Annotated in this window: 24 protein-coding genes and 1 pseudogene; 11 read left to right on the forward strand and 14 right to left on the reverse strand. The window is 74.8% G+C overall.

Annotated features, from left to right (window positions below):
• The 3 genes from ACZ6NC_RS28855 to ACZ6NC_RS28865 form a co-directional block, all read left to right on the forward strand.
• On the forward strand, window positions 1–714 hold a 714-nt coding region (locus ACZ6NC_RS28855), incomplete at its 5' end, for a C40 family peptidase (protein ID WP_465736691.1).
• Window positions 715–1147: 433 nt separating this feature from the next.
• Window positions 1148–2215: an NUDIX hydrolase gene (locus ACZ6NC_RS28860; protein ID WP_465736692.1), complete on the forward strand. Its 1068-nt coding sequence runs from the start codon at window positions 1148–1150 to the stop codon at window positions 2213–2215.
• 271 nt (window positions 2216–2486) lie between these two features.
• On the forward strand, window positions 2487–3305 hold the full coding sequence (locus ACZ6NC_RS28865) for a DUF4184 family protein (protein ID WP_465736693.1): 819 nt from the start codon (window positions 2487–2489) through the stop codon (window positions 3303–3305).
• Window positions 3306–3318: 13 nt separating this feature from the next.
• Here ACZ6NC_RS28865 and ACZ6NC_RS28870 read toward each other — a convergent pair whose 3' ends face one another.
• Window positions 3319–4686: a M20/M25/M40 family metallo-hydrolase gene (locus ACZ6NC_RS28870; RefSeq protein WP_465736694.1), complete on the reverse strand. Its 1368-nt coding sequence runs from the start codon at window positions 4684–4686 to the stop codon at window positions 3319–3321.
• Between the two features lie 170 nt (window positions 4687–4856).
• Between ACZ6NC_RS28870 and ACZ6NC_RS28875 the strand changes: the two genes are divergently transcribed.
• Window positions 4857–6164: a geranylgeranyl reductase family protein gene (locus ACZ6NC_RS28875; RefSeq protein WP_465736695.1), complete on the forward strand. Its 1308-nt coding sequence runs from the start codon at window positions 4857–4859 to the stop codon at window positions 6162–6164.
• 144 nt (window positions 6165–6308) lie between these two features.
• Here the strand turns inward: ACZ6NC_RS28875 and ACZ6NC_RS28880 are convergent.
• A pseudogene (locus ACZ6NC_RS28880) lies at window positions 6309–6461 on the reverse strand (glycosyl hydrolase family 18 protein); the annotation flags it as partial.
• Between the two features lie 6 nt (window positions 6462–6467).
• Complete coding sequence (locus ACZ6NC_RS28885) at window positions 6468–7460, reverse strand: ArsR/SmtB family transcription factor (RefSeq protein ID WP_465736696.1); 993 nt, start codon at window positions 7458–7460, stop codon at window positions 6468–6470.
• Window positions 7461–7542: 82 nt separating this feature from the next.
• Here ACZ6NC_RS28885 and ACZ6NC_RS28890 point away from each other — a divergent pair, with 82 nt between their 5' ends.
• Window positions 7543–8943 carry an MFS transporter gene (locus tag ACZ6NC_RS28890; protein ID WP_465736697.1) on the forward strand — a complete coding sequence of 467 codons (1401 nt, stop codon included), beginning with the start codon at window positions 7543–7545 and terminating at the stop codon, window positions 8941–8943.
• A gap of 36 nt (window positions 8944–8979) precedes the next feature.
• On the opposite strand, the gene ACZ6NC_RS28895 is transcribed toward ACZ6NC_RS28890, so the two are convergent.
• Window positions 8980–9396, reverse strand: coding sequence for a RidA family protein (locus tag ACZ6NC_RS28895; RefSeq protein ID WP_465736698.1), 417 nt, complete (start codon window positions 9394–9396; stop codon window positions 8980–8982).
• A 59-nt stretch (window positions 9397–9455) separates the two neighbouring features.
• Complete coding sequence (locus tag ACZ6NC_RS28900; RefSeq protein WP_465736699.1) at window positions 9456–10253, reverse strand: ATP-grasp domain-containing protein; 798 nt, start codon at window positions 10251–10253, stop codon at window positions 9456–9458.
• 190 nt (window positions 10254–10443) lie between these two features.
• Between ACZ6NC_RS28900 and ACZ6NC_RS28905 the strand changes: the two genes are divergently transcribed.
• Window positions 10444–11217, forward strand: coding sequence for an enoyl-CoA hydratase family protein (locus ACZ6NC_RS28905; RefSeq protein WP_465736700.1), 774 nt, complete (start codon window positions 10444–10446; stop codon window positions 11215–11217).
• 16 nt (window positions 11218–11233) lie between these two features.
• On the opposite strand, the gene ACZ6NC_RS28910 is transcribed toward ACZ6NC_RS28905, so the two are convergent.
• Complete coding sequence (locus ACZ6NC_RS28910) at window positions 11234–12019, reverse strand: maleylpyruvate isomerase family mycothiol-dependent enzyme (protein ID WP_465736701.1); 786 nt, start codon at window positions 12017–12019, stop codon at window positions 11234–11236.
• Between the two features lie 118 nt (window positions 12020–12137).
• Between ACZ6NC_RS28910 and ACZ6NC_RS28915 the strand changes: the two genes are divergently transcribed.
• Window positions 12138–12896, forward strand: a complete 759-nt coding sequence (locus tag ACZ6NC_RS28915) for an acyltransferase (protein WP_465736702.1) — start codon at window positions 12138–12140, stop codon at window positions 12894–12896.
• Between the two features lie 40 nt (window positions 12897–12936).
• On the opposite strand, the gene ACZ6NC_RS28920 is transcribed toward ACZ6NC_RS28915, so the two are convergent.
• On the reverse strand, window positions 12937–13392 hold the full coding sequence (locus tag ACZ6NC_RS28920) for a hypothetical protein (RefSeq protein ID WP_465736703.1): 456 nt from the start codon (window positions 13390–13392) through the stop codon (window positions 12937–12939).
• A gap of 35 nt (window positions 13393–13427) precedes the next feature.
• Window positions 13428–14705, reverse strand: coding sequence for an RsbRD N-terminal domain-containing protein (locus ACZ6NC_RS28925; RefSeq protein WP_465736704.1), 1278 nt, complete (start codon window positions 14703–14705; stop codon window positions 13428–13430).
• 201 nt (window positions 14706–14906) lie between these two features.
• Here ACZ6NC_RS28925 and ACZ6NC_RS28930 point away from each other — a divergent pair, with 201 nt between their 5' ends.
• Window positions 14907–15833: an esterase/lipase family protein gene (locus ACZ6NC_RS28930; RefSeq protein WP_465736774.1), complete on the forward strand. Its 927-nt coding sequence runs from the start codon at window positions 14907–14909 to the stop codon at window positions 15831–15833.
• A gap of 131 nt (window positions 15834–15964) precedes the next feature.
• On the opposite strand, the gene ACZ6NC_RS28935 is transcribed toward ACZ6NC_RS28930, so the two are convergent.
• Window positions 15965–16543 carry a HutD/Ves family protein gene (locus tag ACZ6NC_RS28935; RefSeq protein ID WP_465736705.1) on the reverse strand — a complete coding sequence of 193 codons (579 nt, stop codon included), beginning with the start codon at window positions 16541–16543 and terminating at the stop codon, window positions 15965–15967.
• Between the two features lie 139 nt (window positions 16544–16682).
• Window positions 16683–17972 carry an MFS transporter gene (locus tag ACZ6NC_RS28940; protein ID WP_465736706.1) on the reverse strand — a complete coding sequence of 430 codons (1290 nt, stop codon included), beginning with the start codon at window positions 17970–17972 and terminating at the stop codon, window positions 16683–16685.
• 17 nt (window positions 17973–17989) lie between these two features.
• Between ACZ6NC_RS28940 and ACZ6NC_RS28945 the strand changes: the two genes are divergently transcribed.
• The 3 genes from ACZ6NC_RS28945 (at window position 17990) to ACZ6NC_RS28955 (ending at window position 20931) form a co-directional block, all read left to right on the forward strand.
• On the forward strand, window positions 17990–19300 hold the full coding sequence (locus ACZ6NC_RS28945) for an ROK family protein (RefSeq protein ID WP_465736707.1): 1311 nt from the start codon (window positions 17990–17992) through the stop codon (window positions 19298–19300).
• A gap of 139 nt (window positions 19301–19439) precedes the next feature.
• Window positions 19440–20573, forward strand: a complete 1134-nt coding sequence (locus ACZ6NC_RS28950) for a PLP-dependent cysteine synthase family protein (RefSeq protein ID WP_465736708.1) — start codon at window positions 19440–19442, stop codon at window positions 20571–20573.
• Window positions 20455–20931, forward strand: coding sequence for a TetR-like C-terminal domain-containing protein (locus tag ACZ6NC_RS28955; protein WP_465736709.1), 477 nt, complete (start codon window positions 20455–20457; stop codon window positions 20929–20931). Before ACZ6NC_RS28950 ends, ACZ6NC_RS28955 begins: the two co-directional genes overlap by 119 nt.
• Window positions 20932–21089: 158 nt before the next feature.
• On the opposite strand, the gene ACZ6NC_RS28960 is transcribed toward ACZ6NC_RS28955, so the two are convergent.
• From ACZ6NC_RS28960 to ACZ6NC_RS28975, 4 genes are all read right to left on the reverse strand, one after another.
• Complete coding sequence (locus ACZ6NC_RS28960; protein ID WP_465736710.1) at window positions 21090–21428, reverse strand: DUF6191 domain-containing protein; 339 nt, start codon at window positions 21426–21428, stop codon at window positions 21090–21092.
• Window positions 21429–21490: 62 nt separating this feature from the next.
• Window positions 21491–23917 (reverse strand): right-handed parallel beta-helix repeat-containing protein, encoded by a 2427-nt coding sequence (locus ACZ6NC_RS28965; protein ID WP_465736711.1) that lies wholly within the window; start codon window positions 23915–23917, stop codon window positions 21491–21493.
• A 218-nt stretch (window positions 23918–24135) separates the two neighbouring features.
• On the reverse strand, window positions 24136–25014 hold the full coding sequence (locus ACZ6NC_RS28970) for an MOSC domain-containing protein (protein WP_465736712.1): 879 nt from the start codon (window positions 25012–25014) through the stop codon (window positions 24136–24138).
• A gap of 209 nt (window positions 25015–25223) precedes the next feature.
• Complete coding sequence (locus ACZ6NC_RS28975; protein WP_465736713.1) at window positions 25224–26030, reverse strand: DUF6643 family protein; 807 nt, start codon at window positions 26028–26030, stop codon at window positions 25224–25226.
• Window positions 26031–26155 lie beyond the last annotated feature (125 nt).

Consider the following 26155-nt stretch of genomic DNA (forward strand, 5'->3'; position numbering starts at 1 on the left):
TCCTCGACCTCGTCCTCCGCGTCCGGTGGGATCAAGCAGGGGTGGGACGGCTCGCGGTACTGGTTCAAGAACAGCCAGGGTCAGTGGCGCTGGACGACGCACTACGACATCTACCAGGCTCGTACGGGGGGCGGGTCGTCCTCGGGCTCGGGCTCCTCGACCTCGTCCTCCGCGTCCGGTGGGATCAAGCAGGGGTGGGACGGCTCGCGGTACTGGTTCAAGAACAGCAAGGGCGAGTGGCGCTGGACCACGCACTACGACGTCTACCTCGACCGGACCGGCGGCGGGTCGTCCTCGGGCTCGGGCTCCTCGTCGGGGGCGTCCACGGACTCGGCGGCGCCGGCGGCGGACGGGGACGTCGAGACCGCCGTGCAGTTCGCGCTCGCCCAGCTCGGCAAGCCGTTCGTCACGGCCGGCAACGGGCCGGACGGCTACGACTGCTCGGGCCTGGTCCAGCAGGCCTTCCGGAGCGGCGGGATCGCCCTGCCTCGGGTGGCCAACGACCAGTACGCGGCGACCACGCCGGTCCGTGCCGGCGAGCTCCGGCGCGGCGACCTGCTCTTCTGGTCGACCGACGGTACCGCCCGGGGCATCCAGCACGTGGCGATCTACCTGGGCAACAACCAGTACGTGGAGGCCGCCCGGCCGGGTACCGACATCCGCATTTCCGGCATCAGCAGCGGCTACTACCCCACCCACATGGGCAGGCCCTGAGGTCTGCGCACGCCGGTGCCACCACGCCCGGGCCGACCGGGAGGCGCATCGTCTCCCAGCCGGTCCGGGCGTTCGGTGTGAGGGTTCGGAGTGGGCGGTGCGCAGGAAGTCGGACGGGCCGACTTCCTGCGCGGAGGGGTCGGGTACGGAGGGGGCGCCTGGGGCGCAGAGGGGGCGCGTACAGAGCGGGTGAACGCCGGTGATCGGGGGCGTGCGGACCGGCGGTCGCGCGGGTGCGCGGCGGGTAGGGTAAGCCGCCTGGCCTGGGCACATGCCCCTGTCACGGGGCAGGGCAGAGTTCGGCGGGAGGGCCCGGTTCCGAGGTATGGGGACCGGCGCGGCGGGGGTACCACCTCGGGTGGCGCTGGTTCGACTGACGGGGGCGCCGCCCGGTGCGAACGGTACCGGGGGAAGTCGAGGGGCAGGGGACGTTGTGATCGTCTGGGTCAATGGAACGTTCGGCGCGGGCAAGACGAGTGCCTGTCGTGAGTTGGTGGAACTGCTGCCCGGCAGCATGCTGTTCGACCCGGAACTGATCGGGTTCGGGCTGCGCGGGATGCTGCCGGCCGACCGGCTCGCGACGGTGTCGGACTTCCAGGACCTGCCGGCCTGGCGCCGGCTCGTCCCCGAGACGGCGGCCGCACTGCTCGGCGAGGTGCCGGGTCCGTTGGTCGTCCCGATGACGCTGCTGCGGGAGGAGTACCGGGACGAGATCTTCGGTGCGCTCGCCTCGAACGGCATCACGGTGCACCACCTCGTGCTGGATCCTGAAGAAACGATCCTGCGAGAGCGGATATCCCGGCGTGAGGAGGTCCCCGGCGATCCGGAGCACAGCGCGCGGATCCGGCAGTGGTGCCTGGAGCACGTGCCCCGCTACCTGGCCGCCCGCCGCTGGCTCGGCCGCGACGCACGGCTGGTCGACACCAGCACCCTGACCCCGCGCGAGACCGCCGCGCGGCTCGCCCAGCTCGTCCGGGACGGCTCCGCCCGCTGCCCGATCGTGCAGACCCCCGACCCGACCGGCGACACCGTGGCCTCCGCCGTCCTCTTCTTCGACGAACAGGACCGGGTGCTGCTGGTCGACCCGGTCTACAAGCCGGACTGGGAGTTCCCCGGCGGCGTGGTCGAGCGCGGCGAGGCGCCGACCGACGCCGCCCTGCGGGAGACCGCCGAGGAGCTGGGGCTGCGCCTCGACCCGGCCGCGCTGCGCCTGCTCGCGGTCGACTGGGAACCGCGCACCGGCCCGCGCCGCGGCGGCCTGCGGCTGGTCTACGACGGCGGGCTGCTGGACGCCGACGCCCGCCAGGGCCTGCTGCTCCCGCAGGAGGAGCTGCGCGGCTGGCGCTTCGTCAGCCTGGAGGAGGCCGCCGGCCTGCTGCCGCCGGGCCGCTACCGCCGCCTCGCCGCCGCGCTCGACGCCCGGCGCAGCGGCGAGCTGCGGTACCTGGAGGCCGGGCGGCGGGCCGCGCTGGGCCTGGCGAGAGCGGCCGACGCGGCGTAGCGGTGCGGCCGGGAGCCGGTGCGGCCAGGGGTTGGCGCGGCCAGGGGTCGGTGCGGTCGGTGCTCTGGCAGGCGCGGCCCACATCCGCGGTGTGGCAGGTGTGGCAGGTGCGGCAGGTGCGGCGGACGCGGTCGTGGTGCGGGCCCGGTGCGTCAGGGCCGGTCCGGCGCGGTGGCCTCGGGCTGGTGCGGCGCGGCAGCCGGGGGATGCAGTGGGCCGGGGGACGCAGGGGCATGCCGTACCGGTGGACCGGTGACGGCAGGATGGGGGCATGCCGTTCACCTTGAGCCATCCGGCCGCCGTCCTGCCCCTGCTGCGCGCGGCGGGGGCGCGCGGGCCGCTGGTCGCCTCGGCGCTGGTCGCCGGGTCGATGGCGCCCGATGTGCCGTTCTTCGCGGAGTCGCTGCTGCCCGGCGTCTACGGGCAGGGCGGGCTGACCCACCGTTGGTGGGCGGTGCCGACGGTGGACGTGGCGATCGCGGGCGTGCTGGTGGCCGGCTGGCACGGGCTGGTGCGCGGGCCGCTGGTGGGGTTGCTGCCCGACCGTTGGGCGGGCGCGGCCGAGGCACTGACGGTCCGGCGGGGCGGTGCCACGAGGGCGGGCGGCGTCGCGGACGCGGCGTGGTTCGCCGGTTCGGCGGCGCTGGGCGCGGCCACCCACGTCGGCTGGGACGCCTTCACCCACGAGGGCCGGCTGGGTGTCGCGCTGCTGCCCGTGCTGGACCGGACGGTCGCCGGGCTGCCGCTGTACACCGTGCTGCAGTACGGCAGTTCCGCGCTTGCGCTGGCCGCCCTGGCCGGGCACCTGGTGCGGGCGGCCCGGGCGGTGGAGCCGGTCCGGCCGGCGGTGGCGCTCCCCGCGGGGGTGCGGCGGGCCGCCGTCGCGGCGCTGGGCGCGGCGACGGCGGCCGGAGTGGTGCACCGGCTCACGCCGCTGCGACGGAACCTGATCCCGGAGTTCTGCTTCGGGGCCGGCGCGGGCCTCGCGGTCGGCGCCGTCGGCTACGCGCTGGTGCACGCCGCCGCACGGCTGGGGAGGCGGGGCGGCACCCGCCCGGGCGAGCGCGAGCGCGAGCGGGTGCCGGTGTGACCGCCGGGCGGCCTCAGGCCTTGCGCAGCTCCGCGTAGCGGCGCAGGAAGAGCGCCTCGGTCAGCGCCATCCGCTCCAGCTCCAGCGGGTCGACGCTCTCATTGACCGCGTGGATCTGCGTGGTCGGCTCCTCGACGCCGATCAGCACGATCTCGGCCTGCGGGTAGAGCGAACGCAGCGTGTTGCAGAGCGGGATCGACCCGCCCTCGCCGGAGGCGACCATCGCGGTGCCGAAGGCCTCGGCCATCGCTTCGCCCATCGCCTCGTACGCCGGGCCGGAGGTGTCCGCGCTGAACGGCGCGCCGTTGCCCTGCCGCTCGATCCGGAGCTGCGCGCCGAACGGCACCTGGGCCTCCAGGTGGGCGACCAGCGTGTCCTGCGCGGCGGCGGTGTCGGTGCCCGGCGGCACCCGCAGGCTGACCAGTGCCTTGGCGGTGGCCTGGACGGAGGAGGTCGCGCCGATCACCGGCGGGGCGTCGATGCCGAGGACGGTGACCGACGGACGGGCCCAGAGCCGGTCGGCGACGGTGCCGGTGCCGGTCAGCGCGACGCCGTCCAGCACCTTGGCGTCGGCCCGGAACTGCTCGTCCGCGTACTGCACGCCGGTCCAGGTCTGGTCGCTGACCAGCCCGGCCACCGCGACGTCGCCGTGCTCGTCGTGCAGCGAGGCCAGGACCTTCACCAGGGCCTGCAGGGCGTCCGGGGCGGCGCCGCCGAAGGCACCGGAGTGCAGGTTGCCGGCCAGGGTGGTGATCGCCACCTCGACCACCGTCATGCCGCGCAGCGAGGCGGTGACGGTGGGCAGGCCGGCCGCGAAGTTGCCGGTGTCGCCGATCACGATGGCGTCGGCGGCGAGCAGCTCGGGGTGCGCCTCGGCGTACCGCTCCAGGCCGCCGGTGCCCTGCTCCTCCGAGCCCTCGACGATGATCTTCAGCCCGACCGGGTAGGCGTCCCCGTACACCTCGCGCAGCGCCCGAAGGGCCGTCAGGTGCATCAGGATGTTGCCCTTGCAGTCGGCGGCGCCGCGCCCGTACCAGCGGCCGTCGCGCTCGGTCAGCTCGAAGGCGGGGCTCAGCCAGGCGGACTCGTCCAGCGGGGGCTGCACGTCGTAGTGGGAGTAGAGCAGCACGGTCGGTGCGCCGGCCGGGCCGGGCAGCTCGGCGTAGACCGACTGGGTGCCGTCGGGCGTGTCCAGCAGCTGCACGTTCGTCAGGCCCTCGGCGGCGAAGGCGTCGGCGACCCAGCGGGCGGCCTTCTCGCACTCCTCGACCGGGAACTGGCGCGGGTCGGCGACCGACGGGAAGGCGACCAGCTCGGCGAGGTCGGTGCGGGCACGGTCCATCAGGGACCGGACGGCGTCGGCCAGGGGCTGCTGCGGCATGCGGATGCTCCGGGAGGGGCGGGTCCGTCCGGGGGGATGGTCCGGACGGACGGTGCTGACGGGGTACCGCCGATCATAGGCCGAGTCGAACGGGTGGCCCCGGGCGTCGGGCGGACGTTCGGGGCGGCGCAGCGGACGCCGGCTCACCCGGCCGCATAGGATTGCTCGACGTGACTGACTCCGGAAGCTCCGATTCCCGTAGCCCGCTCGACGCCGCGGCGTCCGGACAGCCGTTCGAGCGGCAGTCCGACGAGCCGCAGCCCGGCGAGCCGCAGCCCGACCGGGCGGCGCCCGGGACCGACCGCCTCGACGGCGTCTGGGACGTCGTCGTGGTCGGCGCCGGACCGGCCGGGTCCTCGGCCGCGCACGCCGCCGCCTCGCAGGGCCGCCGGGTGCTGCTGCTCGACAAGGCCGAACACCCCCGCTACAAGACCTGCGGCGGCGGCATCATCGGCCCCTCCCGGGACAGCCTGCCGCCGGACTTCCGGCTGCCGCTGCAGGACCGGGTGCACGCCGTCACCTTCGCGTACGGCGGGCGGTTCACCCGGACGCGGCGCTCGAAGCTGATGCTGTTCGGGCTCGTCAACCGGGACGAGTTCGACCTGCGCCTGGTGCAGGCGGCCAAGCAGGCGGGCGCCGTGCTGGTCACCGGAGTGACCGTCACGGGCGTGGAGCAGCGCGGCGGCGAGCACCGGACGGCCGTCGTCACCGCCGCCGACGGCCGCACCTTCGAGGCACGTGCGGTGGTCGGCGCGGACGGCAGCGCCGGCCGGATCGGCCGGCACGTCGGAGTCTCCTTCGACCAGATCGACCTCGGGCTGGAGGCGGAGATCCCCGTCCCGGCCTCGGTCGCGGCCGACTGGGCCGGCCGGATCCACCTCGACTGGGGCCCGCTGCCCGGTAGTTACGGCTGGGTCTTCCCCAAGACCGAGGCCGGCAGCCTCACCGTCGGGGTGATCTCGGCCCGTGGCGACGGCGAGCGGACCAAGCAGTACCTGGCCGACTACATCCGCCGGCTCGGCCTGGCCGGCTTCCCGCCGAGCGTGGAGTCCGGGCACCTGACCCGCTGCCGGGCCGAGGACTCGCCGCTCTCCCGAGGCCGGGTGCTGGTCGCCGGCGACGCGGCCGGCCTGCTGGAGCCGTGGACCCGCGAGGGCATCTCGTACGCGCTGCGCTCGGGCCGGCTGGCCGGCGAGTGGGCGGTCAAGGTGGCCGAGGCGGGCAACGCGACGCAGGTGCGGCGCGAGGCGCTGAACTACGCGTTCGCGATCAAGGCCGGGCTGGGCGTGGAGATGCGGGCCGGCAAGCAGATGCTGGCCGCCTTCGAGCGCCGGCCGTACCTGTTCCACGCCGCGGTCTGCCTGGTCGCCCCGGCCTGGCGGGCGTTCGCCCGGACGACCCAGGGGCACACCACGTTCGCGCAGGTGCTGAGGCAGTACCGGGCGGCGCGGAAGCTGACGTCGCTGGCCTCGCGGTAGCGGTCTGTACGGGGGGCCGCCGGGGTGGTGGGTGCGGATCGCACCCACCCCGGCGGCGTTCATCCGGGCCAGGCGTTCATCCGGGCCAGGCGTTCACCCGGGCCCGGTGCTCACCCGGGCCCGGTGCTCACCCGGGCCCGGTGCTCACCCGGGCCCGGTATCCAGGGCGGTGATGAGGGCACCGCCCGGGGTGTCGCCGGTCATCTCCCAGATCATCGCGCCGAGCAGGTTCTTCGACTTCAGGTAGGCCGTCTTCTGGCCGATCGACCAGGCGTCGTCGAAGGTCCACCACTGCCCGACCGGTCAGGCCCGCCGCGGGTTGCCGGTGAGCTCGTCGCCGAGCGGGCTGCGGCTGTAGAGCACCGAGCGGCCGTGCCGGGCCCGGGTCACCAGGCCGGTGCGGTACAGCACCGCGAGGTGCTGGCTGACGGCACCGGGGGTGACACCCAGCCGGTAGGCCAGGTCGGTGGTCGAGGCCGGTTCGGCCAGTACCGCCAGCAGCCGGGCCTTCGGGGCGCCGAGCAGCTGCTCCAGCGCTTGCGAGGTGACCGGCGCCGGCGGTCCGGCCATACCGCCCTGGCCGCGCGCCGGGTAACTGATCTGCGGTGCGCGGTCGTTGCTGATCATCGTGATCGCGCCGCGGGCGAAGAAGGTCGGCACCAGCACCAGCCCGCGTCCGTCCACGGTGATGTCGCCGTCCTGCGCCATCCAGTGGTGGTTGATCGAGAGCACGCCGTCCTCCCAGTGCAGCCGGTGGTCCAGATCGGCGAAGAGCGCCGCCGCGCCGTGCTGGGAGAGCACCCGCGCCCGGTACACGAGGTCCGCCTCCAGCACCGCGCGGGCCTGCGGCCACCAGGTGGGGGAGAGGCAGACCTCCCAGTACTCCTCCAGCGCGTCGGCGATCCGGGCCAGCAGCCGGGCCGGATCGGCCAGTCCGGCCGCCAGTGGGGCGGGCAGTGGTGAGCCGTGCGGCAGGAAGGTCTGCTCCAGCTCGGGGCGCAGCTGCTCCGGCGGCAGGGCGCGGACCACGGCCAGCTCGGTGCGGAAGTCGGCGGAGGGGGTGGCCGGGCGGGGCGTGAGGAAGTCCGGGATCCAGCGGTTGCCGGCGACCAGCGAGCACAGCAGCGTGGAGTCCAGCCGTTCGAAGGCCGGGCGCAGCCGCTCGAAGGCGGGGGACTGCAGCACGTAGACGCCCGGGTGGGTCCACATCCGCAGGCTGAGTGCGGCCTCCTGGATCGGCGAGCACGCGAACCAGGTGGTGGCGAGGTCGGCGAGCCCGAGCCTGAACCTGTGCATGTCCCGCCCCCCGGTGGCTGCTGCTTTTAGCCAGAGCCTAAATCAGTACTGCGAGCTGGGGGAACAGGGTGTGATCATCGGCATGACCACCTCACAGGCGGAGACCTCCGCACCCGACTCCGGCCTGCCCGGCGCCGATTCGCCCGGCCCCGGAACGCCCCGCGCCTCGCGGATGCTGCACCCCGATCCGATGGTGCGCCGGCTCGCCGCACTCACCCTCGTCAACACCGTCGGCAGCGGGCTCTCGCTCGCCGTCGGCGTGCTCTTCTTCACCCGCGTCCTCGGGCTGAGCGCCACCCAGCTCGGGTTCGGCCTCACCGCCGCCGGCCTCTGCGGGGTCGTCGCCAGCGTGCCGGCCGGGCGGGCCGCCGACCGGTGGGGTGCGCGGCCGGTGCTGGTGGTGCTGGTCGCCGTGAACGCGGTGGGCACCGCCTGCTACTCGTTGGTGCACAGCTACCCGGCCTTTGTGGCGCTGGCCTGCGTGGTCACCGCCGTCGACCGGGGCTCGGCCGCCGTGCGCAACGCGCTCTACGCCGAGGTGCTGCCCGCCGACCGCCGGGTGGCCGGCCGGGCCTACCTGCGGGTGGTGACCAACGTCGGGATCTGTCTCGGTACGGGGATCGGCGCGATCGCGCTCCAGATCGACACCCGGCCGGCGTATCTGACGGCGATCCTGGCCGACGCCGTGTCGTACGCGGTGGTCGCCGTGCTGTTCCACCGGCTGCCGGTCTCGCGGGCGCAGCGGAAGGCCGCGTCGGCGGCTGCCGCGGTGTCCGGGTCGGCGGAAGGGACGGCGAACGGGTCGGCGAGCAGGGCATCGGAAGGGTCGGCGCCGGTCTCGTCGGAAGGCGAGGGCGTCGGGGGCGGGCGGCGGCGCAACCCCGCGCTGCGGGACGGGCCCTTCCTGGTGGTGACGGTGCTGAACGCGCTGCTCTGCCTGCAGTTCGCGATGCTGGAGGTCGGTGTGCCGCTCTGGATCGTCCACCACACCGACGCGCCCAGGATCACCGTGGCCGCCACCATGGTCGTCAACACCGTGCTGGTCATAGCCCTGCAGGTGCGGGCCACCCGCGGCACCGAGGACCCGGTTACCGCCGCCCGGGTCTGCGGCCGGGCCGGACTGATCCTGGCCGCCTCCTGCCTGGTGCTCGCGCTCGCCCACGGCCTGCCCGCGACCGTCGCGGCGGTGGTGGTGCTCGGTGGCGTCGGCTTGCAGGCGCTCGGCGAGGTCCTCAGCCAGGCCGGCGGCTGGGCGCTCAGCTACGACCTGGCCGGCGACCGCGACCACGGCGCCTACCAGGGCGTCTACAACGCCGGCACCTCCGGCGCGATGATGATCGGACCGGCCGTGGTCAGCACCGCCGTCATCGGGCACGGGCTGATCGGCTGGACCGTCCTCGGCGCGGTGCTCGCGGCGGCCGGGCTGGCGATGGGCCCCGCCGTCCGGTGGGCCCGGCGCCAGGGCCGGGCCACCGGCGGGTAGGCCGGGTACGTGAGGCGGGTTCGCCAGACGGGTCCGTCAGGACCGGTCGGGGACGAGCGCGAGTGCCTCGATCTCGATCAGCACCTCGGGCAGGAACAGCGCGGCCACCTGCATCGCCGAGCTGGCGGGGAGCGGCGTGGAGCCGAAGTACTCGTCTCGCGCCTCGCGTATGGCGGGCATGGACGCCATGTCGGTCACGAAGTAGGTGAGCTTGACGACGTCGGCGAAACCGGCCCCGGCGGCGGCCAGGCAGCGGCTCAGGTTCTCGAAGACCTGCCGCGCCTGCGCCTTCGGGTCGCCGGCCCCGACCAGCTGCCGCTGCTCGTCGAACGCGACCTGGCCGGAGACGGCCACCAGGCGGCCGGTGCCGGTGACGACCTGCGTGTAGCCGGTGCCCGGGGCGACCCCGGGCGGCTCGGCGATGTGGGTGAGGTGCGGGGCGTGGGAGCTCATGGCCCCCATCGTGGCCGACGGGTGATCACCGCACCAGCGCATTTTCGCCGCCCGGCCGGTCAGCGGACCACCTCCGGCAGCTCGCGGCAGTACCGGCGGTCGGCCGCGCGAAGGGCGGCGGCCGGGCCGCCGGCCCGCAGCACCACGTCCAGCACGGCGTCCGGAGCACATGCGTAACCACCACTGGCCCAGGCCGTGTTGGCCTCGACCACCGCCCAACGGCCGCCGTCCAGCGGGCCGACGTCGATCACGACGGCGCTCGGCAGAGTCCCGGCCGAGGCGGCCAGCACGTCCGCGGCGAAGGCGGTCACCTCGGCGCGGTACCGGTCCTCGTCGAGCGGTGCGACGTCCAGGTCACCGTCCACCGCGTAGCGCGAGGCGGTGCGTACCTCGCCGTCCAGGACGAACAGCCGGTACTCGCGGTGGAACCGGACCACCTCGCTGGCCAGCACCGGGGTGTCGTCGTCCAGCGCGTCCGGGCCGGGCAGCCCGGAGCCGTCCGGGTAGACCTTGGCCGGGAACAGCTTGTCGCCCGGCGGCTTGAGGAACATCGGGCGGCGCAGCTGCCGGGCCTCGGCCAGCGTGGTGAGGGAGAGCCGCCGGCCGGTCAGCTCCCGCGGCAGGCGGGCCGGCCAGTCGTCCGGCGGCTGCAGCAGGGCCAGGCCGAACGCGCCGCCGACCGCATCGCCGAACAGCGGGCCGCCGTAGACGTGCACGGGCGCGCCGAGCAGCTCCGCCGGGGCGCGCCAGGCCGTCGCGGTGTGCGCGCGCAGGCCGCGGCGGCCTGCGGCGGTACGGAGCTGCAGACCGGTGTCGTTGATCCGGGGCGCGAGCAGGAGGACGGCGTCGGTGGTCATGGGCACCGATGCTGCCCTGCCGGGAGGCGGGCCGACCACCGGTTTTCGGGGCGAAGGGGTGACGGGTCTCGCGGCGGGTGGCTCTGGCCGAGTGGCGGGTGGGCATGTCAGAGTCGTCCGGGCGCCGTCCGAGCAGGAGCGACGCCTCGGCAATCCGACCCACCCTCAGCCGGAAAGCAGGCCCGCACCGATGACCCGCGAAGTACCCTTCGTCCGCGTCACCACCGCCGACGCCGTCACCACCCTCACCCTCGACTCGCCGCACAACCGCAACGCGCTCTCCACCCGGCTGATGGCCGAGCTGACCGCGGGCCTGACCGCCGCCGCGGCCGACCCGGAGGTCCGCGCCGTGGTGCTCGGCCACACCGGCAAGGTGTTCTGCGCGGGCGCGGACCTCTCCGAGGCGACCGGCGCGGACCCGACGGTGGGCCCGCGTGGCCTGGTCGACCTCCAGCGGGCCATCGTCGACTGCGCGAAGCCGGTGATCGCCGTGATCGAGGGGCACGTCCGGGCCGGCGGCCTCGGGCTGGTCGGCGCCGCCGACCTCGCGCTGGCCGGACCGGCCGCCACCTTCGCGTTCACCGAAGTCCGGCTGGGCCTCGCGCCGGCCGTCATCTCGCTGCCGCTGCGCCCCAAGCTGGACCCGCGCGCCGCCTCCCGGTACTACCTGACCGGCGAGGTCTTCGACGCCGCGGAGGCCGCCCGGATCGGCCTGATCACTGAGGCGACGGACTCCGCGGAGTCCACCGGCACCGCGCTCAAGGGCCTGCTGGACGCGCTGCGGCTCGGCTCGCCGCAGGGCCTCGCGCAGTCCAAGCGGCTGGCCAACGCCGAGGTGGTGCGCTCCTTCGAGCGGGACGCCGACGAGCTGGTCGAGCTGTCGGCCAGGCTGTTCGGCTCGGACGAGGCGCAGCAGGGCATGCGGGCCTTCCTGGAGAAGCGGCCGGCGCCCTGGGCCCGCTGAGGGTGGTGCGCAGCGCTCAGCTCCAGCGGACGGCGGCCGTCTCGCGCCAGAGGTCCAGCAGCGACCGGTCACCGCTGAGCCGCACCCGCTCGGCCGGCAGCCGGTTCCAGAGCAGCAGGTAGAGCTCGCGGGCCGGGCCGGTGAGCGTCAGGTCCGCGCCGGCTCCGGTGTCGGGGACGGCGACGACGAGGGGTTCCTGGCTGATGGTCAGCAGCCAGGGCCCCGGTCCGCCGGCGAGCCCGCCGGCCGGCTCGTCGTCGGGGCGCACCAGGACGGTGCGCGGCCGCTCGGTGCGCACCCGGGCCCGGCTGCGGGCCATGAAGCCGCGCAGCAGCTCGTCGATCCCGTCCAACGCCAGGCCGGTGGCCATGGGTGGACCCTCGGCCCCGGCCGCCGCGTCGGCATCGAAGCGGTGCACGGCCGTCTCGTGCGCCTGGCGGCGGGCCCAGAACGCCAGCGGGCTCGGCGCGGGGAGGAAACTCCAGCAGTCCAGTCCGGCCGGTGCCCCGGTGAGCGCCTCGACCAGGGCGGCATGGCCCGCGCGGAACCAGTCCACCAGGCCGGCGTCCGACGGCTCCGCCCCCCAGGCCGCGCGCTCGCCGTCGGTGTCCAGCGGTGCCCGGTGGCCGTCCCGCACGTACGCGGCGGCCCACCGGTGGACCTGCCCGGTGTGCAGCACCAGGTCGCGCAGCCGCCAGTCCGGGCAGGTGGGGACGGGCGCGTCGAGGTCGGTACGGGCGGCGGCGTCGGCGAGCAGCGTGCCCTCGCGGCGCAGCGCGTCGATGTGCTCGGTGATCTCCATGGCGCTCGAGTGTGGCAGCCGTCGGCGGATTTCGGACGGGGTTTCGTGCGGGCCGAGTCGGATGTGATGTTGGCCGCCTGCCCGGTGGCGGCGCCCTACGGACCGGTAACGTGGCCGCATGTCGATCACCCGTTCCCTGTTCTCCGCCGTCCGGTCCGGCGGTCGCCGTGCCGCCGGCCGCCTCGTTCACCGGGGCTGGCAGTGGGTGCAGCGGGCCGGTGCGGTGTCCAGCGAGAGCCCCGGGCCGTACCGGTTCGGCGAACTGGGCGCAGGGACGAAGCTGAGCTTCCCGCTGGGCGCGGTCTTCAACGAGCAGTGGATCACCATCGGCCCGTTCTCGATCATCGGCGAGCGCGTCACCATCAGCGCCGGCTTCCTGCCCGGCCTCGACCTCGGGCCCGAGCCGATCGTCCGGATCGGCGGCGGCTGCGTGATCGGCCGCGACAGCCACATCGTCGGCCACCAGTCGATCGTCCTCGGCGACGACGTCTGGACCGGCCCGGGCGTGTACATATCCGACCAGGCGCACGAGTACCGCGCCACCGACCTGCCGATCGGCAAGCAGTGGCCGCGCAACGAGCCCGTCGAGATCGGCGCCGGCAGCTGGATCGGCACCGGCGCGGTGATCCTCCCCGGCGCCCGGCTGGGCCGCAACGTGGTGGTCGCGGCCGGATCGGTGGTCCGCGGCGAGGTGCCCGACCACAGCGTCGTCGCCGGCGCGCCCGCGAAGGTCGTCCGCAGCTGGACCGCCGAGGAGGGCTGGCAGCCGCCGTTCCGCCACGATCCGCCCAACCCGCTCGCCGACGACATCACCGCTGAGCAGCTGCGGGCCCTGGCGGGCTGGGACTTGAGGTTGCCGGGCGAATCGGGGGCGTGAGGTCGCGCCGGGGAGCCGGCGGCTGCGAGGCGGTGCCGGGTCAGAGCGCGATCGGCCGGTGGCTGAGGGCCTCGTCGACGAGCTGGTCCGCCGAGGCGCTCCGAAGCCGGGCCGGGGGGTGGAAGAGCAGGTCGCCGATCCGGGGATGCGCCACATTGGCTTCGAGGAGCCGCAGGTAGTAGTCGCTCTCCGGGGAAGCCGTCAGGATCCGGCGGACGATCTCGACCAGCTCGCCCCGGGTGACGTCCGGCACCCGGGGGCGTGCCGGCCGGGCGGCCTCCCGGGCGAACTCCTCCAGGCTTCGGCCGCCGTCGTACTCGGCGAAGTCGACGGCCCGGTAGTCGTGGCCGGTCATCGCGTTGAATGCCGTGATCGCCGTGTCCGCGCCCGCCGCGCCGGCGGTCACCAGGCCGGCGATCCGCCGGATCTCGCGGCACAGCCCGGCGAGCCGCGGCCGGCTCACGGGCGGGGGCGACAGTTCCGGTCTCAGGTCCACACCCCGGATTCTGCCCGCCGGTACCGACAACGGCCTCAGGCCGGCTCCTGGGCGCGCTCGGCGTCGTGGGCGGCGATGGCGGCGGCGATGCGCAGGAGGTCGGCGGGGTGGGTGGGGTCGAGGCCGGTGAGGACGGCGATGCGGCGCAGCCGGTAGTCGACGGTGTTCGGGTGCAGATGGAGGGCGCGGGCGGTGTGGCGGCGGTTGAGTCCGCCGGCCAGGTGGGTGCGGAGGGTGGCGAGCAGGTCGCCGGAGTCCGCCAACGGCTCGATCAGGGAGGCGAGTCGGGACCGGGCGTGGCTGGGCCGGCTGAGCTGGTACTCCAGCAGCACGTCGTCGAGCCGGTGCAGCCCGGGCGGGCGGCCGAAGGCCTGCGAGACCTCCAGCACCTCGTGGGCGAGCGCGGCCGCGCCCGGGACCCCGGCGGGGGTGGCCGCCGCCGCGCCGGCCTGGACGGCGGCGCCTGCCGCGCGGGCCGCCCGGTGGAGGGTGTCGGCGAGCAGCTGCCAGGTGGCGACGGGGACGGCGTCCGGCCGGTGGTCCAGCGGGACGAGTGCCACTCCGCCGGAGACGGTGAGCGAGGTGAGCGCGGACTGCCGGGTGCGGTGGTCGAGTTCGGCGCGGAGCCGGCGGAGTTTGCGGTGGCCGGCCACCGTCCGGTCGACGCCGGGCGCCCGTTCGTCGGGGTGGTCTGCGACGGCGACGCAGAGCACGGCGTACGCGGGCGGGAGCCGAAGGCCGGCGCGGGCGGCGGCCTCGTCGGCGGGGGCGCCGTCGAGCAGTGCGGCGAGCAGGGCGTGCCGGGTGGCGTGCCGTTCGTCGGCGAGGCCGCGGCGCTCCTCGACGTAGCCGGCGCCGGCGGCGGAGGTGGCCCGGCGGAGCTGGTCGAGCAGGAGCCGGTTGAGGACGAGCAGGTCGGCGGCGTCGCCGTCGCGGGCCTGCCGGGTGACCAGCTCCCAGCAGACCTCCATGCCGAGGTGGTGGGCGAGCAGGACGGCGTCGAGCGGCAGCCCCTCCTCCGCCCGGCGGGCGGCGGCCTCCCGGACGGCGGCGAACTCGGCCTCGGGGGCGGGCAGCCCGGTGCGGACGGCCTGGGCGAGGGCGCGGATCCGGCGCTCGGTGACCTGGGCGAGTTCGCCGGTGACCTGTTCGCGCGGCAGCCGGCGGTAGGTCGGTACGCGATCCAGCAGGGCGGCGATGACGGTCTCGATCAACTCCGGTACGGCGCCGAGCAGCCGTTGGTCGGCGGGCACTCCGCCGATCACCGGGATCCGCCAACCGGGGGCGCAAGCGGGTGAGTTGTGACCGGTCACAGAAAACACCGTCCAGGTCTGGGGGACACCCAAGGGCCGGGTCGGAGGGGCGACCGCATGATGGAGGCACTCGGGTTACCTGTTGGTAACAAACTTCCGCTGTGGAGGCAACAGTTGGGAACCCCACTTCTCCGCTTCTCCGCAAGACCGGTACGCCGCAGACTGCTCGGCACCCTCGGTTCGGCCCTGCTGGCCGGCGCGCTGCTCGCCGGCGGGCCGGCCGGTGCCGCGCACGCGGCCGACGGGGCGGACGCGACCCCCACCGCGTCCGCCCCGCCGGCTCAGCTCCCTGAGGCGCAACCCTCGGCGGCCCAGCTCGCGTCCGCCCAACTTCCGCCGGACGGTGACACGGTGGCCTCGCCGCCGGGTGCCAACGACTGGTCCTGCAAGCCGACGGCCGCGCACCCCGACCCGGTGGTCCTGGTGCACGGCACCTTCGCCAACCGGTACGAGAACTGGCTCGCCCTCTCACCACTGCTCAAGAGCAAGGGCTACTGCGTCTTCGCCCTGGACTACGGCATGGTGCCGGGCATCACCTCGTCCGGCAGCGGCCTGCTGCTGCCGATCGGCGGGCTCGGCCCGGCCGACCAGTCGGCGGCCCAACTCGGCCGCTTCGTCGACCTGGTGCGTACGGCGACGGGCGCGGCCAAGGTCGACCTCGTCGGCCACTCGCAGGGCGGGATGCTCCCCAACTACTACCTGAAGTTCCTCGGGGGAGAGGGGAAGGTCGGCAAGGTCGTCGGCCTGGCGCCGTCCAACCACGGGACGACGCTCGACGGCATCACCAAGCTGGCGCCGTACTTCCCCCGGGTCGCCGAACTCGTCTACACCGCCTGCAACGCCTGCCGGGACCAGGCGCTCGGCTCGGCGTTCAACCAGAGGATGGCCTCGGTGCCGGACACCGTGCCGGGCGTCCGGTACACGGTGATCTCGACGGTGTACGACGAGGTGGTCACGCCCTACCGCACCCAGTTCCTCAGCGGTCCGAACGTGGACAACGTCGTCCTCCAGGAGCACTGCCCGGTCTCGCTCGCCGAGCACGTGGCGATCGCCTTCGCGCCGACCGCGCTGCACCTGGTCACCAACGCGCTCGACCCGGCGCACGCGACGCCGGTGTTCTGCGGCTGAGCCCATCCACTGAGTCCACCCGCTGCGTCCACCCACTGAGCCCATCAACTGAGTCCACCCGCTGAGTCCACCCGCTGAACCCACTCGCTGCACAGGAAGTCGGCCGGTCCGACTTCCTGTGCAGCGGCGTGTCAGGGGGCGGTCGTGCGGAAGGTGACCACGGCGGTCACGCCGTCCGGCCGCAGCTCGTACGTGCCGGGCCCGTCCAGCAGGGCGGCGTCGAAGCGGTCGAGGGCGGTGCCGTCCGCGAGGGCGGCGGCGCCGGCGAGGCAGAGCACCAGAACGGTGGCGCCGGCCGCGACCTCCACCGGCCCGGGCGCGGTGAGCAGGGCGAGGCCGGCGGTGGTGCGGCCGCGGCGGGTCATCACATTGAAGTCGACCACCGGGCCGCCGAGCAGACGGCAGTCGGTGGCCGCGTCGCCGGAGAACGCGAACGGGCGGAACGGGGCGTCGACGCGGTGCTCGGCGCCGTCGACGGTCAGCGCCATCCCCGAGCCGTCGACCAGCGTGATCACCCGGTCGATCCCGGGGAACACCGAGAACGGCCCGGCAGAGGCCACGTCCGCGAGGCTGACCCGCCAGTCGAAGGCGTCCAGCCCGGCCCCGGCCGGGAAACCGGCGACCTCCCTGGTCACCCCGCCCCCGTTGAGCCACGCCGTCGCCGGACGCTCGCTCGCCCGCAGTACCTGGATCCGCCCGCTGCTCGTCATGGCGGCATCCTGCCACGCCTTCGTCGCCGGTCGGGCGGTACAGCGTTCCGTCCACCGCGCCGGCGTACGGGTGGGGGCGCGAGGGCCGGTGGTGAGGGGGGCGTCAGCGGCGGGGTCGGGAGCGGCGCCCCGCGCTGCGTCAGCGGCGGGCGCGGACGGTGAGGGGGAGGAAGGCCGCCAGTGAGGCGGTCAGGGCGACGGTGGTGAGGGCGAGTGGCAGGCCCACGGCGTCGGCGAGGAAGCCGATCACCGGCGGGCCGATCAGCATGCCGCCGTAGCCGAGGGTGGAGGCGAGGGCGACGCCCTGCGGGCCGCCGGTGGCGCCGGCCTGGGCGATGGCGAGCGGGAAGAGGTTGGCCAGACCGAGGCCGACCAGGACGAAGCCGGTGAGCGCGAGCGGCACCGAGGGGGCGAGCGCGGCGAGCAGCATGCCGGCCGCGGCGGTGAGGCCCCCGAGGAGCATCAGCCGGGTCTGGCCGAAGCGGATGGAGAGCCAGGTGCCGACGACCCGCCCGCTGGTCATCGCGAAGGCGTAGGCGGCGTACCCGGCGGCGGCCGTACCGGCACTGGCGTGGACGTCGTCGGTGAGGTGCAGGGTGGTCCAGTCGGCGATGGCGCCCTCGCCGTAGGCGGTGCAGAGGGCGGTGAGGCCGAGCAGCAGCACCAGCAGGCGGGCGTGCGGCAGGCGGCTGTCCGGAGTGTCGGAGGAGGCCGACGGGGCCGGGGTGCGGCTGGGGGCGATCACCGGCGCGGCCGGGCCGCGGAGCAGGACGACGCCCGCGGCCACGGTGACGGCGAGCCCGAGCAGGCCGCCCAGGGCGAGTGCCCAGGCGGTGGTGAGAGCGGTCGCGAGGAGTCCGCCGACGCCCGCGCCGAGCAGGCCGCCGAGGCTGTACCCGGCGTGGAAGCTGGGCATCACCGGGCGTCGCAGCTGCGCCACCAGGTCGACGGCGGCGCTGTTCATGGCGACGTTGGCCCCGCCGTACCCCGCGCCGAACAGCAGCAGGACGCCGCCGAGCGCCGCCACCGAGTGGGCGTGCGCGGGCAGCGGGACGGCCAGGCTGAGCAGGGCGAGCGAGCCGACGGTGACCGGCCGTGAGCCGTACCGGAGGCAGAGCCGGCCGACCAGCGGCATCGTGGCGACGGCGCCGGCCGAGACGCAGAGCAGGGCGAGCCCGAGCGCGCTGTGCGAGGCGCTGACCTGGCTGCGGATGTCCGGGATGCGGACCACCCAGGCGGCGAAGAGGAAGCCGTCGACGGCGAAGAAGGCGGTGAGTGCGAGGCGCGCGGCACTCCAGGAGGTGCCCGTGGCGTCCTGCGGGGCGCCGTCGGTGCCCCGGGGGGTGTCGGAGCGGGCGGGTGTGCTGCGAGACTGGGGGGACGGCCGGTCGGTGCGGGCATGGTCACGGATTTTGTTTCGGAGCGGCACAAAGTAACAATAGGGGCGTGCAGCTCACTCCTTCAAGTCCGAAGCCCTCAGGACCGAAGCCCTCGGGGTCCGGGCCCGGTGCCGAGGCCGACCACGACGCGCAGCGCGAAGCCCACCGTCGCGCGGCCCCCGACCGCGGCCGGACGCTGCTCGGCCCCGCGCTCTCGCTCATCCACACCGGCCAGACCCCGACCCGTTCGGCGCTCACCCGCGCGCTGGACGTCACCCGGGCCACCGCCGGCGCGGTCACCGCGGAGCTGGAGGCGCTCGGCCTGATCACCGTCGACTCCCGCCCGGCCGGCGGCGGCCGCGGCCGCCCCTCGCACCGGCTGGCCATCGACCCCGAGGGCCCGGTCGTCATCGCCGGGCAGATCCACGCCGACGGACTGAGCGTCACCCTCGCCGGGCTCGGCGGACTGCTGGAGCCGCCGGTCCACCGGCCGCTGCCCGCCGCCACCGACCCCGTCCGGATGCTGCGCGCCGTCGCCGAGGCCGGTGCCGAACTGGCCCGCAACAGCAGCCGCCGCTGCCTCGCCGCCGCACTCGCCCTGCCCAACCCGGTCACCGAACCGGACGGCACCGCGCTCGCCGCCCTGCACTTCGCCTGGCCCAGCGGCACGCCCGTCGCCGACCTGTACGACGTCGAGGTCGGCCGCGCCGACAACGGGCCGCGCGCGCTCGACCCGCTGCCCACCGCCATCGCCAACGACGCCAACCTGGGCGCGCTCGCCGAGTACCGGCACGGCGCCGGCCGCGGCGCCCGCCACCTGTTGCTGGTCACCTCCGGCCACCGCGGCGTCGGCGGCGCCCTGGTCATCGACGGCCGGCTGCACACCGGCAGCGCCGGGCTCGCGCTGGAGGTCGGCCACCTGACCGTCGACCCGCAGGGCCGCCCCTGCCAGTGCGGCAACCGGGGCTGCCTCAACTCCGAGACCGACCCGGACGCCCTGTTCGCCGCCGCCGGGCTCACCCCCGATCCGGACCGCCCGTTGCTCGACCAGGCCCGGGAACTCTGCCGAGCCGCCGCCACCGACGAGCACGCCCGGGCCGCCGTCGAGCACGTCGTCGACCGGCTCGGCCTCGGACTGGCCGGTGTCGCCAACATCCTCAACCCCGACCGGGTGGTGCTCAGCGGGCTCCACCTCGACCTGCTGGAGGCCGCGCCCGAGCGGCTGCGCGCGGTGGTCGCCGAGCGCTGCCTCTGGGGGCGCAGCGGCCGGGTGCCGATCGTCGGCGCGGAGCTGGCGCACGGCGCGCTGGCCGGTGCGGCGGAGCTGGCCTGGCGGCCGTACCTGGCGGATCCGCAGTCGGTGGCGGCGGGGGCGTAGGGCGCGGTTCTGCTGCAGGCGTGGCCCAGGTGGTGTGACAAGGCGATAAGCGGAAGCTGGGGCTACGGAAAAGGTCACTTATCGTGACTCTCGTACACTCGTAGTGAGCAATTCGGGGGTTCGAACGAGGAGAGTGACCATGGGCAGCCAGCTGAGCGCCGAGCGGACGAGTACCGGGCGGACCGACGACGTCGACCGCTCCGACGCGGCCTACCGCAGCTGGCTCAAGGAGGCGGTGCGCAAGGTCCACGCGGACGCCAACCGCTCCGCCGACACCCACCTGCTGCGCTTCCCGCTCCCCGCCGACTGGGGCATCGACCTCTACCTCAAGGACGAGTCCACCCACCCCACCGGCTCGCTCAAGCACCGGTTGGCCCGCTCGCTCTTCCTGTACGGGCTCTGCAACGGCTGGATCCGCCCCGGCAAGCCGGTGATCGAGGCGTCCAGCGGCTCCACCGCCGTCTCCGAGGCGTACTTCGCGCAGCTCGTCGGCGTGCCGTTCATCGCGGTGATGGCCAAGTCCACCAGCCAGGCCAAGATCGACCTGATCCAGTTCCACGGCGGCGAGTGCCACCTGGTGGAGCGCTCGGACGAGGTGTACGAGGCGTCCGCCCGGCTCGCCGAGGAGACCGGCGGCCACTACATGGACCAGTTCACCTATGCGGAGCGGGCCACCGACTGGCGCGGCAACAACAACATCGCCGAGTCGGTCTTCGCCCAGCTGCGCCTGGAGCCGCACCCCGAACCGGCCTGGATCGTCGCCACCGCCGGGACGGGCGGCACCTCGGCGACCATCGCCCGGTACGTCCACTACATGCAGTACGACACCCGGATCTGCGTCGCCGACCCGGAGAACTCCTGCTTCTTCGACGGCTGGGTCCAGCACGACCCGGAGGCGGTCTGCGACAGCGGCTCGCGGATCGAGGGGATCGGCCGGCCCCGGATGGAGCCGAGCTTCGTCCCGGGGGCGATCGACCGGATGATGAAGGTCCCGGACGCCGCCTCGATCGCCGCCGTGCGGGTGCTGGAGGACGTGCTCGGCAAGAAGGCCGGCGCCTCCACCGGAACGGGCCTGTGGAGCGCACTGAAGATCGTCGCGCAGATGCGGGCGGCGGGGGAGCACGGCAGCGTGGTCACCCTGATCTGCGACCCGGGTGACCGCTACCTCGACAAGTACTACTCGGACGACTGGCTGGCCGGCGAGCGGATCGACATCGCGCCGTACCGGGCCAGGCTGGAGTCCTTCCTGGCCGGAGGCGCCTGGTCGTGCTGACGCCGGCCGCTGTCCGGCCGGGTCAGCGCTGGCCGCAGACCTGCGGGCTGCCGTACGGAAGGCCGACGGGCCGGCCGAGGCCTTCGGCGCCGCGGCCGACACCTACCTCGCGTTCGCGGCCGCCAACCCGGCGCTCTACGACGCGATGTTCACCCTCGCGACGGACCTGCCGTTCGGGAAGCCGGACTCGCCCGCCCCGCTGAAGGAGGCCTTCGCCGCGCTCGTCGGACCGATCGCCGACGTGGCCGGCGCCGAGGATCCGGAGCCCTTCACCGAGATGGTCTGGGCGGCCCTCCACGGCCAGGTGACGCTCGCCCGGAGCGGTCGCTGCGCCCGGACTTCGCGGAGCAGCGGCTGACGCTGATGGTGGAGCGGATGCTGGGGGCGGCGGCCCGCCACGGGTGACGGGTCGCCGCCGACAGAAGCGCAGAGAACAGAGGGCAGCAGGCAGCGGGACAGACAGAACATTTGACCATCTGCCAGGTGTCGTCCGTTGCTCCGCAGGTCAAAGGTGTCCTACCCGCCCGTACGGCGGAGAACCGCCGTGCCGCCCGCGAGGTCGATGCCGGTCCGCTTCGGCGCGCCGTCGTGCTCGTCGTCCCGTAGCACCAGCTCGATCCGGCGCTGCTCCAGTTGCACACGCTTGCTTGGGTAGAGCAGTGCGTGCAGCTCCTCGGTGGCGGTCGCACCTGCGCCGCCCCCACCCGTGCGCGATTTCGCACGCGATCCCGGATGCGCGCCGTCCGCCTCCAGTCGGGCGAGCAGCCGGCGGGCGACCGCGCCGAGGAAGAACACCACGACCAGGGCGGCCGGCAGCAACAGCCCGCCCGCCGCGCCGGTGAGAAGTACGCTCATACTGCCTCAACGGCCGACCAGCGGAATGGAGTTCCTCGCCGCGCGGCGCCACGCCGCGCCGGTCAGGGCAGCCGGGCGCCCGGGAGGTCGGCGGGGACGAGCAGTTGGAGCTCCTCGGTGGACGGGTCCTCCAGGTGGGCGACCCGCATCGCGTGCCGCTCGACCATCGTCTCGAAGACCTGGCGGGCCGTGCGCCCGTTGCCGAAGTTGGGGCCGCGCTCCAGGGTGGCGAAGTGGTCGAGCAGCGCGCCCTCGGTGGCCTCGGCCAACGCGTACTCGTGCTCGGCGCACTGGGCGCGGGCGATCTCCAGCAGTTCGTCCGCGGTGTAGTCGGAAAATGTGATGGTCCGTGAGAACCGGGACGAGACACCGGGGTTGGCGGAGAGGAAGCGTTCCATCTCGGCGGTGTAGCCGGCCACGATGACGACCACCTCGTCCCGGTGGTCCTCCATCAGCTTGACCAGGGTGTCGATCGCCTCCCGGCCGAAGTCGCGGGCGCCGTCCTCGGGAGCCAGCGCGTACGCCTCGTCGATGAAGAGCACCCCGCCGCGGGCCCGGTCGAAGGCGGCGGCGGTGCGGATCGCGGTGGAGCCGATGTGCTCGCCGACCAGGTCGACCCGGGCCACCTCGACGAGGTGGCCGCGCTGCAACACCCCGAGCGAGGCCAGGATTTCGCCGTAGAGCCGGGCCACGGTGGTCTTGCCGGTGCCGGGGGCTCCGGTGAAGACCAGGTGGCGGCGGAGCGAGGGGGCCTTCAGCCCGGCCTGACGGCGGCGACGGCCGACCGAGATCAGGTCGATCAGCGTCCGCACCTCCTGCTTGACCGTGGCCAGGCCCACCAGCGCGTCGAGTTCGGCGAGCGCCTCGTCGGCGGGCCGGCAGTCGGGGATCGGCCCGATCGCCGCGGAGGCCGATGCCGGGGCCGGGGCCGAAGCCGCCAGTGCGGTCAACGGTGGTGTCGGCGCCGCGAGTTGGGCGGTCCGCGGGGCGGGCACCTCGGGCCCGGGCGCGGCCGGCGCGATGTCGTCCGAGGTGCAGGCCTCCACCACCGGCCCGGGCTCGGAGAACTCGAAGCCGGCCCGCTCGTTCTGCTCCGCCCGGCAGCGGGTCAGGACGGTGCGGCAGCCGTCGATGATGTGGAAGCCGAAGCCCTTGCCGTGCGAGACCCGGCAGTCCTCGAAGGTGCCGCGGCCCTGTGCCGAGACGTACACGCCGGCGTCCGAGCTGGCCCGGACGGTGCAGTCGCGCACCACCGGGTCGGCGCCCTTGGTGACGATGACGCCGGTGGACACGTCGGAGATCTCGCAGTCGGTGAGCAGCCCTCCGCTGCCGTGGTCGCGGAACCAGAGCCCGGTGCCGGCCTCCTGGACCCGGCAGCGGGTGAGCGTCACCCCGGCGCCGCCGCTGACCGACACGGCGGAGCTGCGGATCCGGCTGAACGAGCAGCCCTCGGCGGTGGCGGTGGAGTCGCGGTCCAGGACGAAGAGCGCGTCCGGCAGGTCGTGCAGCGAGCAGTCGGTGAGGGTGAGCCGGGCGCCGTCGCTGACCCAGAGCGCCGGATACTCGCCGGACGATCCGTGGATCTCGCTGGACTCGGCGATGGCCTCGGTACCCTGGTCCCAGACCGAGAGCGCGCCGCGCCCGAAGTCCCGCACGGTGCTGTTGACCAGGCTGAGCCGGGCCCGGCCGCGCAGGTCGGCGCCGTTCTCCGGCAGGTCGTGCACCCGGCAGCCGGTCAGCACCAACTCGGCCTCGCTGTCCAGGGTCAGGCCGTTGCCGGTGACCCGGTGGATCTCGCAGTCGATCAGCCGCCCGCCGGCCTGCGCCTCGGCCTGCACGCCGCTGCCGCGGATCTCGTAGATCTCGCAGCCGGTCAGCTCGGCGGCGCTGCCCGGGTCAGCGAGGAGCACGCCGGCGCCGCCCGCGTGGTGGATCCGGCAGCGTTCGAGCGCGGCGGTGGCGCCGGCGAGGACGGCCAGCCCCGCCTGCCCGGCGGCCGCGACCTCGCAGTCCTCGAAGGCGGCCGCCGTCGCCTCGCCGCGCAGCCGCAGGCCGAGGCCGGTCGGGTTGGTGACCACGCAGCCGCGCAGGGTGGGCCGGGCGCCGTCGGTGACCTCGACGCCGGCGGCCGAGCGGGTCTCCACCCGGCAGCCGCTCAGCGAGGGGGTCGCCTCCGGGCCGGTGACCAGCACGGCGGGGACGGAGCTGTCGCTGCCCTCGATCACCAGGTCACGGACGATGGCGGCGGCGGTGACGGTCAGTGGCACGCCGCCCGGAGGGTCGATCCGGACCGTACCGGGGCCCTGCGCCGGGACGACGGTGACCGCCTTGTCCAGCACCAGGTTCTCCCGGAAGGTGCCCGGCCGGACGGTCACCGTGTCGCCCGGCTCGGCGGCCGCGAGGGCCTCCGCGAGCGTGTCGTACTCGCCGGCGCGGCGCCGCCAGCGGGATGCGCTGTCCTGGGTGACCCGGACCCTGTGCTCAGCCATGACGGTCTGTCGTCCCCACCTTCGTCGAGCCGGCGATCAACGGACCGTACGCGCGTGGGTGCGCGGGCCGCCCGCCCACCGTAGCGCGCCCGCGCGGGTGGTCCGGCCGCCCGGCGCAGAGAGGTGCCGGGGGCCGTTTCGTCTTCACCACATGCTTCAACGAGCGCGCACAGTTCCGGTTCCGGACGGGACGGGGACGGCGGGGGCGGCCAGGGGGCTCAGACCAGCTCGTTCGCCGGCCAGTGCGCGCCGTCCTCCAGCACCTCGACCTCGTCGCCGACCCGGAGCGTGCCGAGCACGTCGCCGTCCGCGCCGGCCGGGCGCTCGGGGATCAGGTTCTGCCCGAACGCGGCCTTCTTCAGCAGCTTGTGGTGCCGGGCCAGGGTGCGCAGCGGCTCGGGGCCGCGCCGCTCGCCGCTCTCCTGGTCGGTGGTGGTGACCACGCACCGGCCGCAGGGCTTGACCACCTTGAAGGTCAGCTCGCCGATCCGGATCCGGCGCCAGCCGTCCTCGGCCCACGGCTCGGCGCCGCCGACCACCACGTTCGGGCGGAACCGCTCCATCGGCAGGGTCTCGTGGCCCTCCGGGTGCTCCTCGGCGATCAGCGCGTTGAGCTTCTCCAGCGAGGCGGTGGTGACGAGCAGCAGCGGGAAGCCGTCGGCCATCGAGACGGTGTCGCCGGGCGCGGAGAACTGCGGCTCGACCGGGCGGGCCCGCGGGTCGTCGAGGTGCACCAGGCGGTAGTCGCCGAGGTGCTCGGCGATCCAGAGGTGAGCCTCCTTGAACGCCTCGGCGGCGCGGAACCGGGTACCCCAGACCTCGACCTCGGCGAGCGGGTCGCCCGCCGCGACGGCCGGCGCCGGGACCTCGATCCGGGAGCCGCCGGGGGCGGTGAGGGTGAGCGTGCCGCTGTCGGAGAGCTCGGTGCGGATCTGGCCGAGGGCGGCGTTCTCGCGCTGGCTGACGAAGCGTCCGGTGGCGTCGGCCAGCATCCAGCGGCGGTCGCCGAGCAGACCCCACGGCTCGACCCGGGCGCTGGCGGGGCTCAGGCGGTACATCGACTTGACGGGGTAGACGTGGAGTCCGGTGAGCAGCATCCCCCCATCCTGCCAGCACCCTCCGGACCGTCGGCACCCCGGTGGCCGAGGACTTCGGCACCCCGTACGCGCACGGACCGCCCGGACGCCGTGGGGGGCGGTCCGGACGGTCCGTGGATGACCCGTTTCTCCGTACGCCCGGCGCGCGGTGGCGCCGGGTGGTGCTCAGGTGGTGCGGGTTCGGGCCGGGTGGGGCCGGCCCGAGGGCGTCAGTAGCCCTGGCCCTGCGGCTGGTAGCCCTGCTGGAACTGGCCCGGCTCGCCGTACGCGCCCGGGCGCTGCGGCTGCATCGGGCGGACCGGCGCGACCGGGGAGACGGCCGGGCGCAGCTGGGCGCCGCCGAAGCCCTGGTCGCCGCCCTGACCCTGGAAGCCGGCCGGGCCGGCCCCGGCGAAGGACTGCTGGCCGCCGAAGCTCTGCGGGCCGCCCTGGGGCTGGCCGGCGGGCTGCTGCGGGCCGCCGAAGGAACCCGGGCCGCCCATCGGCTGCGCGCCGAAGGACTGCGGGCCGCCCTGGCCGGCGCCGACGAAGGTGTTCTGCCCGCCGAAGCTCTGGCCGCCGGACGGCTGGTAGGCGCCGCCGGTGGCCTGCGAGAAGCCGGGGGCGGGAGCCTGCGGACGCTGGCCGGCCAGGTACGGCTGCGGGCCGCCGTAACCGGGGACGGGCGGCTGGGGCGCAGAGGCGTACGCCGGCGCGGGCTGCGCGGGGATGTACGCCGTGGAGGGGCCGGCGGAGGGACCGCTGCTCGGGCCGGGGCCCAGGGCGAGGCGGGCGGGCGGCAGCGCGGGGAGGTTGCTGCCGGGGGTGTCGTACCCACCGCCGTACCGGTTGTCGTAGGACGGGCCGAGGCCGGATCCGTAACCGGAGGACAGTGCCGGCGGCAGGGCGGCCGGCACGTTGATGGGCGCGATCTGCGGGACACCGCGCTCTGCGACGAGGGAGTCGTAGATGGGCGTGCCGGAGGAGAAGGACGGAGAGGGGTAGCCGACTCCGTCGTAGGAGCGGGGCGAGGTCATGGGGCATACGGTAAGCCCACAATGCGCCTGCTGAGGAGAGTGGGAGGCCGAGCAGTTCGAGTGTTTACACAGTCTTCGCTCGCACAAAGGTTTCGAAAGTAGTAAGAACGGACATTCCGGCAGCG

Source organism: Kitasatospora sp. NPDC041988 (assembly GCF_055588525.1).

Coding starts and splice junctions, on each gene's coding strand:
- ACZ6NC_RS28935 (WP_465736705.1), bottom strand. CDS start 16,543: ATGACGAGCAGCGGGCGGATCCAGGTACTGCGGGCGAGCGAGCGTCCG.
- ACZ6NC_RS28950 (WP_465736708.1), top strand. CDS start 19,440: ATGGGCAGCCAGCTGAGCGCCGAGCGGACGAGTACCGGGCGGACCGAC.
- ACZ6NC_RS28970 (WP_465736712.1), bottom strand. CDS start 25,014: ATGCTGCTCACCGGACTCCACGTCTACCCCGTCAAGTCGATGTACCGC.
- ACZ6NC_RS28890 (WP_465736697.1), top strand. CDS start 7,543: ATGACCACCTCACAGGCGGAGACCTCCGCACCCGACTCCGGCCTGCCC.
- ACZ6NC_RS28900 (WP_465736699.1), bottom strand. CDS start 10,253: ATGACCACCGACGCCGTCCTCCTGCTCGCGCCCCGGATCAACGACACC.
- ACZ6NC_RS28965 (WP_465736711.1), bottom strand. CDS start 23,917: ATGGCTGAGCACAGGGTCCGGGTCACCCAGGACAGCGCATCCCGCTGG.
- ACZ6NC_RS28895 (WP_465736698.1), bottom strand. CDS start 9,396: ATGAGCTCCCACGCCCCGCACCTCACCCACATCGCCGAGCCGCCCGGG.
- ACZ6NC_RS28870 (WP_465736694.1), bottom strand. CDS start 4,686: ATGCCGCAGCAGCCCCTGGCCGACGCCGTCCGGTCCCTGATGGACCGT.
- ACZ6NC_RS28885 (WP_465736696.1), bottom strand. CDS start 7,460: ATGCACAGGTTCAGGCTCGGGCTCGCCGACCTCGCCACCACCTGGTTC.
- ACZ6NC_RS28905 (WP_465736700.1), top strand. CDS start 10,444: ATGACCCGCGAAGTACCCTTCGTCCGCGTCACCACCGCCGACGCCGTC.
- ACZ6NC_RS28865 (WP_465736693.1), top strand. CDS start 2,487: ATGCCGTTCACCTTGAGCCATCCGGCCGCCGTCCTGCCCCTGCTGCGC.
- ACZ6NC_RS28910 (WP_465736701.1), bottom strand. CDS start 12,019: ATGGAGATCACCGAGCACATCGACGCGCTGCGCCGCGAGGGCACGCTG.
- ACZ6NC_RS28960 (WP_465736710.1), bottom strand. CDS start 21,428: ATGAGCGTACTTCTCACCGGCGCGGCGGGCGGGCTGTTGCTGCCGGCC.
- ACZ6NC_RS28915 (WP_465736702.1), top strand. CDS start 12,138: ATGTCGATCACCCGTTCCCTGTTCTCCGCCGTCCGGTCCGGCGGTCGC.
- ACZ6NC_RS28975 (WP_465736713.1), bottom strand. CDS start 26,030: ATGACCTCGCCCCGCTCCTACGACGGAGTCGGCTACCCCTCTCCGTCC.